The 15,711-nt window shown below is 71.4% G+C and carries 12 protein-coding genes and 1 pseudogene; 8 read left to right on the forward strand and 5 right to left on the reverse strand.

What is annotated here, in order from left to right; genetic code table 11:
- Nucleotides 1-393 precede the first annotated feature (393 nt).
- Nucleotides 394-1,683, forward strand: a complete 1,290-nt coding sequence (locus ACIOKD_RS27235; protein ID WP_398285917.1) for a citrate synthase — start codon at nucleotides 394-396, stop codon at nucleotides 1,681-1,683.
- A 668-nt stretch (nucleotides 1,684-2,351) separates the two neighbouring features.
- On the opposite strand, the gene ACIOKD_RS27240 is transcribed toward ACIOKD_RS27235, so the two are convergent.
- Nucleotides 2,352-4,727, reverse strand: a complete 2,376-nt coding sequence (locus ACIOKD_RS27240; RefSeq protein ID WP_402089147.1) for a heavy metal translocating P-type ATPase — start codon at nucleotides 4,725-4,727, stop codon at nucleotides 2,352-2,354.
- A gap of 103 nt (nucleotides 4,728-4,830) precedes the next feature.
- The gene (locus ACIOKD_RS27245) at nucleotides 4,831-5,070 is read right to left on the reverse strand and encodes a heavy-metal-associated domain-containing protein (protein WP_402089150.1); all 240 of its coding nucleotides are present in this window, start codon (nucleotides 5,068-5,070) and stop codon (nucleotides 4,831-4,833) included.
- 160 nt (nucleotides 5,071-5,230) lie between these two features.
- Here ACIOKD_RS27245 and ACIOKD_RS27250 point away from each other — a divergent pair, with 160 nt between their 5' ends.
- A complete protein-coding gene (locus ACIOKD_RS27250; RefSeq protein ID WP_402089153.1) occupies nucleotides 5,231-6,286 on the forward strand; it encodes a zinc-dependent alcohol dehydrogenase family protein in 1,056 nt (351 codons plus the stop codon).
- An 80-nt stretch (nucleotides 6,287-6,366) separates the two neighbouring features.
- On the opposite strand, the gene ACIOKD_RS27255 is transcribed toward ACIOKD_RS27250, so the two are convergent.
- Nucleotides 6,367-6,567, reverse strand: coding sequence for a helix-turn-helix transcriptional regulator (locus tag ACIOKD_RS27255; RefSeq protein WP_402089155.1), 201 nt, complete (start codon nucleotides 6,565-6,567; stop codon nucleotides 6,367-6,369).
- A 310-nt stretch (nucleotides 6,568-6,877) separates the two neighbouring features.
- On the opposite strand from ACIOKD_RS27255, the gene ACIOKD_RS27260 reads away from it, so the two are divergent.
- From ACIOKD_RS27260 to ACIOKD_RS27270, 3 genes are all read left to right on the forward strand, one after another.
- On the forward strand, nucleotides 6,878-7,549 hold the full coding sequence (locus tag ACIOKD_RS27260; protein ID WP_402089158.1) for a TetR/AcrR family transcriptional regulator: 672 nt from the start codon (nucleotides 6,878-6,880) through the stop codon (nucleotides 7,547-7,549).
- 7 nt (nucleotides 7,550-7,556) lie between these two features.
- The gene (locus ACIOKD_RS27265) at nucleotides 7,557-8,378 is read left to right on the forward strand and encodes an SDR family NAD(P)-dependent oxidoreductase (RefSeq protein WP_402089160.1); all 822 of its coding nucleotides are present in this window, start codon (nucleotides 7,557-7,559) and stop codon (nucleotides 8,376-8,378) included.
- A 110-nt stretch (nucleotides 8,379-8,488) separates the two neighbouring features.
- The gene (locus ACIOKD_RS27270) at nucleotides 8,489-9,529 is read left to right on the forward strand and encodes an NAD(P)-dependent alcohol dehydrogenase (RefSeq protein WP_402089162.1); all 1,041 of its coding nucleotides are present in this window, start codon (nucleotides 8,489-8,491) and stop codon (nucleotides 9,527-9,529) included.
- Nucleotides 9,530-9,665: 136 nt separating this feature from the next.
- Here the strand turns inward: ACIOKD_RS27270 and ACIOKD_RS27275 are convergent, their stop codons facing one another.
- Both ACIOKD_RS27275 and ACIOKD_RS27280 read right to left on the reverse strand, forming a co-directional pair.
- Entirely contained in the window at nucleotides 9,666-10,181 is a 516-nt protein-coding gene (locus tag ACIOKD_RS27275; protein ID WP_402089165.1) for a putative immunity protein, read from the reverse strand.
- Nucleotides 10,182-10,301: 120 nt separating this feature from the next.
- A pseudogene (locus ACIOKD_RS27280) lies at nucleotides 10,302-10,481 on the reverse strand (2-keto-myo-inositol dehydratase); the annotation flags it as partial.
- A gap of 122 nt (nucleotides 10,482-10,603) precedes the next feature.
- On the opposite strand from ACIOKD_RS27280, the gene iolC reads away from it, so the two are divergent.
- The 3 genes from iolC to mmsA all read left to right on the forward strand — a co-directional run bounded on the left by iolC (nucleotide 10,604) and on the right by mmsA (nucleotide 15,393).
- On the forward strand, nucleotides 10,604-11,578 hold the full coding sequence (gene iolC / locus ACIOKD_RS27285) for a 5-dehydro-2-deoxygluconokinase (protein WP_402089168.1): 975 nt from the start codon (nucleotides 10,604-10,606) through the stop codon (nucleotides 11,576-11,578).
- Between the two features lie 373 nt (nucleotides 11,579-11,951).
- Entirely contained in the window at nucleotides 11,952-13,847 is a 1,896-nt protein-coding gene (iolD, locus tag ACIOKD_RS27290; protein WP_402089171.1) for a 3D-(3,5/4)-trihydroxycyclohexane-1,2-dione acylhydrolase (decyclizing), read from the forward strand.
- 34 nt (nucleotides 13,848-13,881) lie between these two features.
- The gene (mmsA, locus tag ACIOKD_RS27295; protein WP_402089174.1) at nucleotides 13,882-15,393 is read left to right on the forward strand and encodes a CoA-acylating methylmalonate-semialdehyde dehydrogenase; all 1,512 of its coding nucleotides are present in this window, start codon (nucleotides 13,882-13,884) and stop codon (nucleotides 15,391-15,393) included.
- Nucleotides 15,394-15,711: the final 318 nt, after the last annotated feature.

A 15,711-nucleotide genomic window follows, 5' to 3' on the forward strand; every position in this document is an offset into this window, starting at 1 on the left:
ACGTTCCCCGCGCCCCTGGATGCCTGGGGGCGCGGGGAACTGCGCGCTCAGCCCCCACCGGCCCGCGCTCGGCGTGCAACGCGAACCCCTCCTTCCCCGGGCCCGGGGGAGTTCAGCCGCGCCCACCGAGCCGCGCCCACCGAGCCGCGCCCGCACAAGCCGGTCGTGCGCCATGACGGTCAGCGGGGAAAAATGATCGATCAAACGAGTCGGAAACGTCACACGGCACTTTCGGAAGGCGGGGGAAGCGGGCAGGATGAACAGGTTGGCGGCACTGAGTGCCGCCAATAGGCCCAATGGTCGACCCCGAGTGCACCCTCCTGCGCCAAATGGGGGATGGTAAAGACAGTCAGGGCACCTCGAAGAAGAGGCACAAAGTCGGTGAGGGATGACGTGAGCGACAACTCTGTAGTACTGCGGTACGGCGACGGCGAGTACACCTACCCGGTGATCGACAGCACCGTCGGCGACAAGGGCTTCGACATCGGAAAGCTCCGCGCCCAGACCGGTCTGGTGACGCTGGACAGCGGTTACGGGAACACCGCCGCCTATAAATCCGCCATCACCTATCTCGACGGCGAGCAGGGCATCCTCCGCTACCGCGGGTACCCGATCGAGCAGCTCGCCGAGAGCTCCACCTTCCTCGAAGTGGCCTCGCTGCTGATCAACGGCGAGCTGCCCACGGTCGACGAGCTCTCCACCTTCCAGAACGAGATCACGCAGCACACCCTGCTGCACGAGGACGTCAAGCGGTTCTTCCAGGGCTTCCCCCGTGACGCCCACCCGATGGCGATGCTGTCGTCGGTGGTCTCCGCGCTGTCGACGTTCTACCAGGACAGCCACAACCCGTTCGACGAGCAGCAGCGCCACCTCTCCACGATCCGGCTGCTCGCGAAGCTTCCGACCATCGCGGCGTACGCGTACAAGAAGTCGATCGGTCACCCGTTCGTCTACCCGCGCAACGACCTGGGCTACGTCGAGAACTTCCTGCGCATGACCTTCTCGGTCCCCGCGCAGGAGTACGAGCTCGACCCGGTCGTCGTCTCCGCGCTCGACAAGCTGCTCATCCTGCACGCGGACCACGAGCAGAACTGTTCGACCTCCACCGTCCGTCTGGTGGGCTCGTCGCAGGCGAACATGTTCGCCTCGATCTCCGCCGGCATCAGCGCCCTCTGGGGTCCTCTGCACGGCGGTGCCAACCAGTCCGTCCTGGAGATGCTCGAAGGCATCAAGGCCAACGGCGGCGATGTCGACTCCTTCATCCGCAAGGTGAAGAACAAGGAGGACGGCGTCCGCCTGATGGGCTTCGGCCACCGGGTGTACAAGTCCTTCGACCCGCGCGCGAAGATCATCAAGGCTGCCGCGCACGACGTCCTCTCGGCCCTCGGCAAGTCCGACGAGCTGCTGGACATCGCGCTCAAGCTGGAGGAGCACGCGCTCTCCGACGACTACTTCGTCTCGCGCAACCTCTACCCGAACGTCGACTTCTACACCGGTCTGATCTACCGGGCCATGGGCTTCCCGACCGAGATGTTCACGGTCCTGTTCGCCCTCGGCCGGCTGCCGGGCTGGATCGCCCAGTGGCACGAGATGATCAAGGAGCCCGGTTCCCGGATCGGGCGTCCGCGGCAGATCTACACGGGTGTCGTCGAGCGGGACTTCACTCCTGTCGAGGAGCGTTAGGGCTCCGCTCGGCCGCGGATCGTCGGCGGCGGATCGTCGTCCGCCGGTCCGGTGGGGGCTGGTCGCGCGGTTCCCCGCGCCCCTCACGGGTCGGGGCGCTTGCGACCAGCCCCCACCGCATACGCGTGGAGCAACGTGGAGCAATAAAGAAGGCGCCCCGCTGCCGGTCCCCCCACGGGCCGGAGTCGGGGCGCCTTCCCATGTCCCGGTGCGGATTCCCCCCACGGGATCCGGCCGGGCGTCTGAAGGCAGCGCCTGAATCGCTGCGAGCAAAACGAGCAGAATGAACAAGAACTCTGCCTACTGCGTACTACCTACCGCGTACTGCCTCCTGCTGTGCGGTCTGCCGGGACCCGTACGTACGGGAGGGCCGCTCAAAGCTCCCCGCCGCACGTGTCCCGGCAACGCGTTTCCAGGAACGTCCCCCAAGACATCCCCAGATGCCAGAAACGCCCCCCAAGACGTGTCTGACATCGTCAATCTAGACTCACGAACCCCTTCGAGGGTTACGTTCACACCACTGTGACCTGCGTCTCTTGCGTATGTCCTGAAGATACGCAAGAGCCCCGATATGACTATCGGAGCCCTAGCGTAAGGATGATGCGCGAGCCTTGTGAAGAGCTTATGTGAAGACGTGTGCCGGACTCTAGGGGACTCCTACCTCTTCGTCATGAAAATGCCCTGAGACGCAGGCTGTTCGTGACCACGAACACCGAGGAGAACGCCATGGCGGCGCCCGCGATCATCGGGTTCAGCAACCCCGCCGCGGCGAGCGGCAGTGCCGCCACGTTGTATCCGAAGGCCCACACGAGGTTCCCCTTGATCGTGGACAGCGTCCTGCGGGACAGCCGGATCGCGTCCGCCGCCGCCCGCAGGTCCCCGCGGACGAGCGTCAGATCGCTCGCCTCGATCGCCGCGTCCGTACCCGTGCCCATCGCCAGCCCGAGATCGGCGGCGGCGAGCGCGGCCGCGTCGTTGACGCCGTCGCCCACCATCGCCACCGCCCGCCCCTCGGCCTGCAGGCGCCTGATCACGTCGACCTTGCCCTCGGGCAGCACCTCGGCGATCACCTCGGCGGGGTCGATGCCCACGGAGCGGGCCACGGACTCGGCGACGCTCCTGTTGTCCCCGGTGAGCAGCACCGGTGTGAGCCCCAGGGCGCGCAGCGCGCGGACGGCCTCCGCGCTGGTCTCCTTGACCGCGTCGGCGACGGTCACGACACCCTGCGCCACGCCGTCCCAGGCGACGGCCACGGCGGTACGCCCCTCCTCCTCGGCCCGCGTCCGGAGGGCGGCGAGCGAGTCGGGCAGCGTGATCCCGGCCTCTTCGAGGAGACGGGCGCGGCCCACGAGCACCGCGTGGCCCTCGACCGTGCCGCGGACACCGAGTCCCGGCACGTTCTCGAAGCCGTCCACGGCCGGCAGGGGCCCGGTCCGCTCCTCCGCGCCCGCCGCGACGGCCCGGGCGATCGGATGCTCCGAGGCGTGCTCCAGGGCGCCCGTGAGCCGCAGTACGCGCGTCGTGTCGGTGCCGTCGGCCGCGTACACCTCCTGGAGGGTCATGCGGCCGGTCGTCACCGTGCCGGTCTTGTCCAGGACGATCGTGTCGACGCGGCGGGTGGACTCCAGGACCTCGGGCCCCTTGATGAGGATGCCGAGCTGGGCGCCGCGGCCCGTGCCGACCATGAGGGCGGTCGGGGTGGCAAGACCCAGGGCGCACGGGCAGGCGATGATCAGCACGGCGACGGCCGCGGTGAACGCGGCGGCCGTGTCGCCGGTGACGCCGAGCCAGACCCCGAAGGTGGCGACCGCGATCAGCAGCACGACGGGTACGAAGATCCCGGAGACCCGGTCGGCGAGCCGCTGCACCCGCGCCTTGCCGTTCTGGGCGTCCTCCACGAGCCGCGCCATCCGGGCGAGTTGGGTGTCGGTGCCGACCCGGGTCGCCTCGACGAGCAGTCGCCCGCCGGCGTTCACGGTCGCGCCGGTGACGGCCGAACCCACCGTCACGTCCACCGGCACGGACTCGCCCGTCAGCATCGACGCGTCGACGGCCGAGGTTCCCTCGACGACCGTGCCGTCGGTGGCGACCTTCTCACCGGGCCGTACGACGAAACGGTCGCCCACGGCCAGCGCGCCCACCGGAACGCGGACCTCCCGGCCCTCCCGTACGACGGAGACGTCTTTCGCGCCCAGTTCCATCAGGGAGCGCAGGGCGGCGCCCGCCCGGCGCTTGGAGCGGGCCTCCAGATAGCGGCCGAGGAGGATGAGGGCCACGACCCCGGCGGCGACTTCGAGGTAGATCGCCGAGGCGCCCTGCTCACGGGAGACGGTGAGGGAGAAGCCCTCGTCCCGCATGCCCTCCATGCCCGCGTCGCCCCGGAACAGCGCCCACAGGGACCAGCCGAACGCGGCCAGCGTGCCGGTCGAGACGAGGGTGTCCATGGTGGCGGCACCGTGCCGGGCGTTCGTGTACGCGGCCCGGTGGAAGGGCAGCCCGCCCCAGACGACGACCGGCGCGGCGAGGGTCAGCGCGAGCCACTGCCAGTTGTCGAACTGGAGCGCCGGGATCATCGACAGCAGCACGACGGGGGTGGCGAGGAGCGCGGAGACGACGAGGCGTTCGCGCAGCGCGGCCAGTTCGGGATCACGCTTCCGCGCCGGGTCCTCGCCGGCGGAGGCTTCCCGGTACTCCGAGGACTCCGAGGACTCCGAGGACTCCGAGGACTCCGAGGACTGAGGGGGCTGCGGCGGCGGGGGTTCCTCGGCCGTGTAGCCCGTCCTGACGACGGTGGCGATCAGGTCGGGGACCCGTACCCCGTCCGCGTACGTGACCTTCGCCTTCTCCGTCGCGTAGTTCACCGTGGCGGTCACGCCGTCCATGCGGTTGAGCTTCTTCTCGACCCGGGCCGCGCAGGAGGCGCAGGTCATCCCGCCGATGGTCAGCTCTACCTGCGACTCGACGTGTGACTCGACGTGTGACGCGGAGCCGGAGGGAGGGGCTTCAGTGGTGCTGGTACTGGGACTGGTACCGGTGCTGGTCATTCCTGCTCCAGGGCTCCAGGGAACGAACCGGGCCGTGCGGAGCCAGTATCAGCTGGTCGGTACGGCCCGGTGCGGTGGTGAGAGGGAGGGGTGCCGGAGTGCCTCAGGACTGGCCGGCGAGTTCGAAGCCCGCCTCGTCGACGGCGGCGCGTACGGCCTCCTCGTCGAGCGGTGCGGCGGAGATCACGGTCACCTCGCCGGTGGAGGCGACGGCCTTCACCGAGGTGACGCCCGCGATCTGGGAGATCTCGCCGGAGACCGAGCCTTCACAGTGTCCGCAGCTCATCCCGCTCACCTGGTAGACGGTGGTGACGGAGCCCGGGGTGTCGGTGTGGGCGGTCATGTCGCTCTCCTCGTCGAGACGTGTGGGGCGTGTGGGGCATGTGCGGCGCTTGCGTCGTGGGATACATGAGACGTGTGTGGCCCACGGGCTTTCACGGTACCCACTGTATACCCCTAGGGGGTACATTCACAGTGCTGGCGACAGCGGAGGGGTGACGGGCATGCGGGCAGTGGTGTTCGAGCGGTTCGGCGAACCGGCCGAGGTACGGGAGGTGCCGGACCCGGCACCCGCGCCGCACGGAGTGGTGGTGCGCGTCGAGGCCACCGGGCTCTGCCGCAGCGACTGGCACGGCTGGCAGGGCCACGACCCGGGCATCGAGCTGCCGCACGTGCCCGGACACGAACTCGCCGGCACCGTCGAGGCCGTGGGCGCCCTGGTGACCCGCCACCGCCCCGGCGACCGCGTCACCGTGCCCTTCGTCTGCGCCTGCGGAAACTGCGCCTCCTGCGCGGCGGGCGACCAGCAGGTGTGCGAGCGCCAGACCCAGCCCGGGTTCACGCACTGGGGGTCCTTCGCCGAGTACGTCGCCCTTGACCACGCCGATGTGAACCTCGTCGCCTTGGCGGACGAGCTGTCCTTCGGTACGGCGGCCTCGCTCGGCTGCCGGTTCGCCACGGCGTTCCGCGCGGTGGTCGCGCAGGGGCGGGTGGCGCCGGGGGAGTGGGTGGCCGTGCACGGCTGCGGAGGGGTCGGGCTGTCCGCGGTGATGATCGCCGCGGCGGCCGGGGCGCGCGTCGTCGCGGTCGATCTCTCACCCCGGGCGCTGGACCTGGCGCGGCGGTTCGGCGCCGCGCACCGCGTGGACGCGTCCCGCGCCGACGACACGGCGGCGGCGGTCCGCGACCTGACCGGCGGCGGCGCCCATCTCTCCCTCGACGCCCTCGGCTCCCCGGTCACCTGCGCGGCCTCCGTCGCCGGTCTGCGCCGCCGCGGCCGGCACGTCCAGGTGGGGCTGCTGCCCGAGGACCCGAAGGTGCCGATGTCCCGTGTGATCGGCCTCGAACTCGAACTCCTCGGCAGCCACGGGATGCCCGCGCACGCCTATCCGCCGATGCTGGAGTCCGTACGGGCCGGACTGCTGCGCCCCGACCTTCTGGTGACGTCCACGATCGCCCTGGAGGCGGCTCCCGCTGCTCTGGCGGCGATGGGGGTGGCGCCGGGAGCGGCGTCGGGGGCCGGCGTCACGGTTGTCGAACCCTGGGCGTGCGGGCCGTGAACCGGTGCGGACGAGAACGAGGGGGTCCCGCACGGTGGACGTGCGGGACCCCCTCTCGTGACGGGCGCCGTGACGGGCGGTCAGCCGTCCCGGCGGCCTCTGTTGCCCGGCCGGGAGGCGACCCACGCACGGACGGTGTCCGCGTACCAGTACGGTTTGCCGCTCTCCACGTGGTCGGGCGCGGGGAGAAGCCCGTGTTTGCGGTAGGACCGCACAGTGTCCGGCTGCACCCTGATGTGCGCCGCGATCTCCTTGTACGACCAGAGCCTTCGGTCGGTCATCCGTAGCACCTCCCTGCGCGCGCCACAGCGGCGGCCGGGGGGTGGCCGCAGGGGGAGCCGGGCACTGCGCTGGCGATCACAAGCCTGTGCTCGGTGAACGACGCGGAGTGACAACACGGCAGGGGCTGTCGCGCGGGTGTGACACAAGATCCGTGTAGGCGTGACATGTGTGACAGTTGGAGGTCTTTTGTGACACGGGTGACGCATTGGACCCCGTCGGGAACATGTCCCGTCGGGAACATGCCCCACCGGCGAACGTGTCCCATTGGGAAACGTGTCCCATTGGGACATGAAGGAGTATTCTGAGGGTATGGAGGCAACGGAGCCCAGCACCACCACCGAGGACCGCCGGCAGCGCAAGGCCCGGCAGACCCGCGACGCCCTGGCGACCGCGGCCGTCGACCTGATCCTGGAGCGCGGACTCGCCGCCACCACGGTCGAGGCGATCGCGGAGCGGGCGGACGTCACACGCCGCACCTTCAGCCGGCTCTTCGTCGGCAAGGAGGACGCGGCCCTCGACTTCGTACGAGGTGACGGCGACCGCATCAACGCGCTGCTGCGCGAGAGGCCCGCCGCCGAGCCGCCGCTGCTCGCCTACCGCCGGGCCGTGCGCGACTGGCTCGCCGACCGGGACGACCCGGCCTGGCACCTGCGCCCCCGGATGAGGCGGCTGCTGGCCCTGCTCGACAGCGAGCCGGCCCTGTTCGCGGCGTACGAACGCATCAGGGTCGACGCCCAGGAGGAGTCGATCCGGATCCTCGCCGACCGGCTCGGCACCGACGACGTGCTGGACGTGCGTCCCGCCGTCGTGGTCGACGCCGCCGCCGGAGTCCTCAGCGCCGCACTGCGCATCTGGGCGCGCGGCGCGTCCGGCGCCGACGGCTCGGCGGCCGAGGACCTCGCCGCCCTGGTGGAGCGGGCCTACGACGCCCTGACCCAGGAGGCCGCATCCGCGGTCTCGTACGACACCCCCGAAAAGTGAGAGCACCATGAGCACCACCGGCACCACCCCTGTCACCGGCACCACTCCTGTCACCGGCAACGCCCCCGTCGCCGACTACGCCACCGAGTTCGCCGGGAAGACCGCGCTGGTCACCGGCGCGGCCTCCGGCATCGGTCTGGCCACCGCCCGCCGCCTCGGCGCCGGCGGCGCCGACGTCGTGATCGCCGACTACAACGCCGAGGGCGCCGAGAAGGCCGCCGCCGACCTCCGTGCGGAGGGCATCGAGGCCGCCGCGGTCGAGGTGGACGTGACGAGCCCCGACTCCGTGGCGGCGGCCGTCGCCTTCGCCGTCGACACCTTCGGCGGGCTGCAGCTGGCCGTGAACAACGCCGGCATCGGCGGCCCGAGCGCGCCGACCGGCGAGTACGACATCGCGGCCTACGACCGCGTGGTGCTCACCAACCTCAACGGCGTCTTCTACTGCCTGCGCCACGAGCTGCCCGCCATCGAGGCGGCCGGCGGCGGCGCCGTGGTGAACGTGGCCTCCATCCTCGGCTCGGTCGGCTTCGCGGGCTCCTCCGCGTACGTGGCCGCCAAGCACGGAGTGGTCGGACTGACCAAGACCGCTGCAGCCGAGTACGCCGCCAAGGGCATCCGCGTCAACGTGGTCGCCCCCGGCTTCATCGAGACCCCGCTGCTGCGGACCATGGACAAGGAGGCCTACGACGGCCTGGTCGCGTTGCACCCCGCCGGCCGGCTCGGCAGCCCCGACGAGGTCGGCGAACTGATCGCCTTCCTGCTGTCCGATCGCGCCTCGTTCGTGACCGGCGGCTACCACCTGGTCGACGGCGCCTACACGGCCGTCTGAGCACCGAGGAAGCACAGGAAGCCGCAGAGCAGCCACAAAGCAGTAGCAGAGCAGTAGCAGAGCAGTAGCAGAGCAGCAGCAGAGCGAGACAGAGAGAAAGAAGCCGGGCCATGAAGGCACTGCAGTACCGCTCCATCGGCGCAGCCCCCGAGGTCGTGGTCGTCCCCGACCCCGAACCCGGCCCCGGACAGGTCCTGTTGAAGGTCACCGCCGCCGGCGTGTGCCACTCCGACATCGCCGTGATGAGCTGGCCCGCCGAGGGATTCCCGTACGAGCTGCCGCTCACCCTCGGGCACGAGGGCGTGGGCACGGTCGCCGCGCTGGGCGCGGGTGTGACCGGTGTGCGCGAGGGCGACGCGGTCGCCGTGTACGGCCCCTGGGGCTGCGGCGGCTGCGCCAAGTGCGCGGAGGGCAAGGAGAACTACTGCCTGCGCGCCGACGAGCTCGGTATCCGGCCGCCGGGGCTCGGGGCGCCGGGTTCGATGGCGGAGTACCTGCTGGTGGACGATCCCCGGCACCTGGTGCCGCTGGACGGGCTCGACCCGGCCGCGGCGGTCTCGCTGACGGACGCGGGACTGACGCCTTACCACGCGATCAAGCGGTCGCTGCCGAAACTGGTACCTGGTTCGACCGCGGTGGTCATCGGCACGGGCGGGCTCGGGCATGTCGCCATCCAGCTGCTGCGGGCCATGACCCCGGCCCGGGTGGTCGCCCTCGACGTGAACGAGGAGAAGCTGCGGCTGGCCCGCGAGGTCGGCGCCCACGAGACGGTCCTGTCCGACGCGCAGGCGGCCACGAAGGTGCGTGAACTCACCGGCGGCGTCGGGGCGGAGGCGGTCTTCGACTTCGTCGGGGCGCAGCCCACCCTGGCCACCGCGGGAGCCGTCGCGGCGGTCGAGGGCGACATCACGATCGTCGGCATCGGCGGCGGAACGCTCCCCGTCGGCTTCGGAAAGCTGCCCTTCGAGGTGTCGGTCAGCGCCCCCTACTGGGGCACCCGCGGCGAACTCGTCGAGGTCCTCGCACTGGCCCGCTCCGGCGCCGTGTCGGTGCACACCGAGACCTTCTCCCTGGACGAGGCACCGCTCGCCTACGAGCGCCTGCACGAAGGCAGGATCAACGGCCGAGCGGTGATCCTCCCGCACGGCTGAACGAGCTCGACGGGGTTGTCGGCCAGGGCGCGGCGACGGGCGTGCCGGTTGGACGTGACGGCCGTGCCGGTGCCGGTGCCGGTGCCGGATGGATGTGACCGCCTGTCCGATCGGCTCGGTCGGCGTGGGAAGCCGGTCAGGCCGTGAACACCGACCAGCAGATGTCGTCGCGCAGCCGCTGGTCGTCGAGTACGAGCTCGCGGATCTCCGGCGGGAGCCGCTCGCGCTGCCACTGGCACTCAAGTCGGCCCGTGGGCTCGCTCTCGCCCTCCGGGGCGGCGGCACGGGCGGCCTTGATCGCGTAGGCGGCGGCGCCGAGTTCGTGGGCGGCCACGTGGGCGACGGCCCCGGCCTGCCCGGCGGCGTACGCGGCGTGTCGTGCTGCCCCGCGCAGGTCTCTGGCCGCCCCCATCGCATGACCGCCCGCCGCGCGTGCCCGCGTCATCTGGACCTCGCCGCGAACCCAGCCCCGGGCGTGTTCGATCGCCTCGCGCGGTCGCGGGTCCGCGGGCCGGGCCGCCTCGAAGAGATGAAGGACGTGCTCCGCGCACGTGGCGGCCCAGAGGGCAAGGCGACGGTGATCCGCGTCGGTGAGAGTCCCACCCCGGCGGATCGTCACGAAGCGGGGGTCCCGGACCTTCGGGAGGATCATGACCGCGCCTCCTCGGATGACACCGGACGGAAGCGACGGTACCGGACACCATCAGGCAGCAGCAGCAGCGGGCGGCGCCGCCCGGACGCCCCAGGGGCGGCCGTCGCGGCGCGCCGGAGAGCCGTACGGGCCCGGCTCGATCCATGCGTATCCGGACTCGGCGACCTCGTCGAGGAAGCGCGGCCACGGGACCTGCTGGGGATTGTCAGGAACCACACACCCCAGGGAGTCGGGCGCCGAACCGACCCGGATGCGCGACAGCGAGGCCGCGGAAGAGGCCTGAGGCGGCAACGACGTCATGCGCGTCAGCTTCGGGGCGGCCGGGGGAGGTGTCAAGACTTGGTCAGAATGTCCGGACAACCAATTGACAGGGCTCTATCGGCGCCGCTAGACCTGGGGTCCACCGATACGGAGGGAACTCGATGGTCGAGTCAGCGGAGTCCAGTGCGTACGACCTCATCACCATGGGGCGTATCGGCGTGGACCTCTACCCGCTGCAGACCGGGGTGCCCCTCCCGCAGGTGACGTCCTTCGGGAAGTTCCTCGGCGGCTCGGCGACCAACGTGGCGGTCGCGGCGGCCCGGCTCGGACGGCGTACGGCCGTGGTGTCGCGGACCGGGGACGACCCCTTCGGCACGTATCTGCACGAGGCGCTGCGGGACTTCGGCGTCGACGACCGCTGGGTGACGCCGGTCCCCGGGCTGCCCACGCCGGTCACCTTCTGCGAGGTGTTCCCGCCGGACGACTTCCCGCTGTACTTCTACCGGCAGCCGAAGGCGCCCGACCTGGAGATCGACGCCCACGAACTGGACCTGGACGCCATCCGGGACGCCCGGATCTTCTGGGTCACGGGTACGGGCCTGAGCGAGGAGCCCAGCCGTACGGCGACGCTCGCGGCGCTGGCCCACCGCGCCAGGTCGGGCGCGACGGTCTTCGACCTGGACTGGCGGCCCATGTTCTGGACCGACCCCTCCGAGGCCCGCCCCTTCTACGCCGAGGCCCTGCGCCACACCACGGTCGCCGTCGGCAACCTCGACGAGGTGGAGGTCGCGACGGGCCTGCGCGAACCGCACGCGGCGGCCCGCGCCCTCCTCGACGCGGGCGTGGAACTGGCCGTGGTCAAGCAGGGCCCCAAGGGCGTCTTGGCCGTGCACCGCGACGGCGACTTCGCTGAGGTCCCCCCGCTCCCGGTCACGGTCCTGAACGGCCTCGGCGCCGGTGACGCCTTCGGCGGTGCCCTCTGCCACGGCCTGCTGGCCGGCTGGGACCTGGAGCGCGTCATGCGCCACGCCAACGCCGCGGGCGCCATCGTGGCCTCCCGGCTGGAGTGCTCCTCCGCCATGCCGACGCCCACCGAGGTCGAACAGGCCCTCGCCGCGGGGGCGGTGCCGCGGTGAGCGAGAGTGCCTGCTTCCACCGGGCGGTGGTTGTACGGTGCGCACAGAGGGGAACAAAGAGGGCAAAGTGTTTGAACACCTGGGCGAGGAGCGCGTGTTCGTCGAAGCCACCGGCTTCGGTCACGCCCCCGTGGTGCCCGGGCACAGATCGCCTCCGGCGCGGAAGTCCGCTTCGCCCTGGCAGGAGCGAAGTGCGAGCGACGACTCCCCGCCCGCTACGGCTCCGCGCCGGAGGTTCCCGACTCCCCTGTACGCGGTTCGGATTGGCGGGCCGGCCGTAGAGACGTAGGGGCCCGTTCGGACGTATGACGTGGCGGATCAGCTTCAACCCGTGATCCGACCCGCGACACGTAGAGAGCACAGAGGGCTACCGATGACAGAGCCGACGTCAAGGACGACAAGGCTGACGGTCGCGCAGGCGCTGGTGCGGTTCCTCGCCGTCCAGTACACCGAGCGCGACGGCGTGCGGCGCCGCCTGATCGACTCCACCTGGGGCATCTTCGGCCACGGCAACGTCGCCGGACTGGGCCAGGCGCTCGTGGAGTACGGCGACGACATGCCGTACCACCAGGGCCGCAACGAACAGTCCATGGTGCACGCGGCGGTGGGCTACGCGCGTCAGTCCAACCGCCTCTCCGCACAGGCCGTCACCACGTCCATCGGCCCCGGTGCCACCAACCTCGTCACGGGCGCCGCCCTCGCCACCGTCAACCGCCTCCCGGTGCTCCTCCTGCCCGGTGACGTCTTCGCGACCCGACCCGCCGACCCGGTCCTCCAGCAGCTCGAAGTGCCGTACGCGGGCGACGTGTCGGTCAACGACTGTCTGCGCCCGGTGTCGAAGTACTTCGACCGGATCACCCGCCCCGAGGCACTGGTCCCGGCCGCCCTCCAGGCGATGCGCGTGCTCGCCGACCCGCTCGACACGGGCGCCGTCACCCTCGCGCTTCCGCAGGACGTCCAGGCCGAGGCCTTCGACTGGCCCCACGAGTTCTTCGCCGAACGCGTGTGGACCGTACGCCGTCCGGTCGCCGACCCCGTGCAACTGGCCGCTGCCGTACGGGCCGTGCGGACGGCCAGGCGCCCCCTGCTCATAGCCGGCGGCGGGGTCCACCACAGCGAGGCCGAGGACGCGCTGCGGGAGTTCGCCGACCTCACCGGTGTCCCGGTCGCCTCCACACAGTCCGGCAAGGGCTCGCTCGCCTGGGACCATCCGGCGGACGTGGGCGGGATCGGGCACACGGGCACGGCGACCGCCTGCGAACTCGCCCGCACCGCCGACCTGGTGATCGGGGTCGGCACCCGCTACACCGACTGCACCACCGCCTCCGGCACCCTCTTCGCGGCCCCGGGCGTGCGCTTTCTGAACATCAACATCGCCTCCTTCGACGGCCACAAGATGGCCGGGCAGCCGCTGGTCGCCGACGCGCGCACCGCGCTGGAGGCCCTCACCGCGGCCCTCGCCCCGCACGGCCACCGCGCCGGCCCCGCGTACGTCACCGAGTACACCGACGACAAGGAGCGCTGGGAGCACCGCGTCGACGCGGCCTTCGAGGCGGAGGACCCCTACGCGCGGCCCACCCAGCCACAGGTTTTGGGGGTCCTCGACGAACTGGTCACCGGCGACGACATCATCGTCAACGCCGCCGGCTCCCTCCCCGGCGACCTGCACAAACTCTGGCGCGCCCGGTCCCGCGACCAGTACCACGTCGAGCACGGCTACTCCTGCATGGGCTACGAGATCCCGGCCGCGATCGGCGTCCGCCTCGCGGCCCCGGACCGGCCCGTGTGGGCGCTGGTCGGCGACGGCACGTACCTGATGATGCCCACCGAGATCGTCACCGCCGTGCAGGAGGGCATCGCCATCACGGTGGTCATCCTGCAGAACCACGGGTACGCGTCCATCGGCGGCCTCTCCGAGAAGGTCGGCGGCGAACGGTTCGCCACCGCCTACCGCCACCGCGCCGCGGACCGGACGTACACGGGGCGCCCCCTCCCCGTCGACCTGGCCGCCAACGCGGCGAGCCTCGGCATGCGGGTGCTGCGCGCCAAGACCGTGGACGACCTGCGGACCGCCCTCGCCGAGGCACGGGCCGCCGACACTCCCACATGTGTCTACGTGGAGACCGAAACGGCAGACACAGTGTCGGGCGCGCCCCCGGCGCAGGCCTGGTGGGATGTTCCTGTGGCCGAGACCGCGACGCGACCGTCGGCGGTCAAGGCACGCGCGCTGTACGAACGGCTGGCCTCCACCCGGCGCCGCCATCTGTGACGTAGTTCCTGGGCATGACAAGGAGTTCTCGGGCATGACGAAGATCGTCAACCACTGGATCGGCGGCAAGCTCGTCGAAAACGCTGCGGGCGCGTCGGGTACGTACGGGCCGGTCACCGACCCCGCGACCGGCGCCGTCACCACGAAGGTCGCCTTCGCGAGCGTCGAGGAGGTGGACGCCGCGGTCGCCGCCGCGAAGGCCGCCTACGCGACCTGGGGCACCTCCTCGCTCGCCAAGCGGTCCACGATCCTCTTCACGTTCCGGGCGCTCCTCGACGCCCATCGCGACGAGATCGCCGGGCTGATCACCGCCGAGCACGGCAAGGTGCACTCGGACGCGCTCGGCGAGGTCGCGCGCGGCCTGGAGATCGTCGACCTGGCGTGCGGGATCACCGTCCAGCTGAAGGGCGAGCTGTCGACCGAGGTGGCCTCGCGGGTCGACGTGGCCTCGATCCGCCAGCCGCTCGGGGTCGTCGCGGGCATCACGCCGTTCAACTTCCCGGCGATGGTGCCGATGTGGATGTTCCCGCTGGCCGTCGCCTGCGGCAACACCTTCGTGCTCAAGCCGAGCGAGAAGGACCCGTCGGCGGCCGTCCGGCTCGCCGAGCTGTTCGCGGAGGCAGGGCTTCCGGACGGCGTGCTGAACGTCGTGCACGGCGACAAGGTGGCCGTCGACCGCCTCCTGGAGCACCCGGACGTCAAGGCGGTCTCCTTCGTCGGCTCCACCCCGATCGCCCGGTACATCCACACCACCGCCTCCGCCAACGGCAAGCGCGTCCAGGCCCTCGGCGGCGCCAAGAACCACATGCTGGTCCTGCCGGACGCCGACCTGGACGCGGCGGCCGACGCGGCCGTCTCCGCCGCCTACGGTTCGGCGGGCGAGCGCTGTATGGCCATCTCGGCCGTCGTCGCGGTCGGCGCGATCGGCGACGAACTGGTCGACAAGATCCGCGAACGCGCCGAGAAGATCAAGATCGGCCCCGGCAACGACCCGGCCTCCGAGATGGGCCCGCTGATCACCGCGGCCCACCGCGACAAGGTCGCCTCGTACGTGACGGGCGCCGCCGCCCAGGGCTCCGAGGTCGTCCTCGACGGCACCGGCCACACGGTCGAGGGCCACGAGAACGGCCACTGGATCGGGCTCTCGCTGCTCGACCGGGTACCGACGGACTCGGACGCCTACCGGGACGAGATCTTCGGCCCGGTGCTGTGCGTGCTGCGCGTGGACACGTACGACGAGGGGGTGGCCCTCATCAACGGCTCCCCCTTCGGCAACGGCACCGCGATCTTCACCCGGGACGGCGGCGCGGCCCGCCGCTTCCAACTGGAGATCGAGGCGGGCATGGTCGGCGTGAACGTCCCCATCCCGGTCCCCGTCGGCTACCACTCCTTCGGCGGCTGGAAGGACTCCCTCTTCGGGGACCACCACGTCTACGGCAACGACGGCACGCACTTCTACACCCGCGGCAAGGTCGTCACGACCCGCTGGCCGGACCCGTCGGAGGGCCCGGCGGGCGTGGACCTGGGGTTCCCGCGCAACCACTGACGGCAGCGCGGCCGGCGGCCCGTCCTCCCCCCGGGGAAGGCGGGCCGCCGACGCGTCCGGGGCGTGCGCGGCGGTCCGCGATCGCACTGGCGCAGGCCCTCCCAGGGGCGCGGGTTCAGGGGCGCGGGGAACGGCGCAGTCTTTTCGCTTTTGCCTTCAGGGGCGCGGGGAACGGCGCGACCAGCCCCCACCGACCCGCACCCACCCGCCGGCGGAGCCCTCCCCGCATACCGCACACGCGGTACACGCGGAGGCCCCCGTACTCCTACGGGATACCGCCGGGCTCCGCCCACCGACTGCACCCCCGCCCCCCAGGGC

Source organism: Streptomyces sp. NPDC087844, from assembly GCF_044742785.1.
GTDB lineage: Bacteria > Actinomycetota > Actinomycetes > Streptomycetales > Streptomycetaceae > Streptomyces.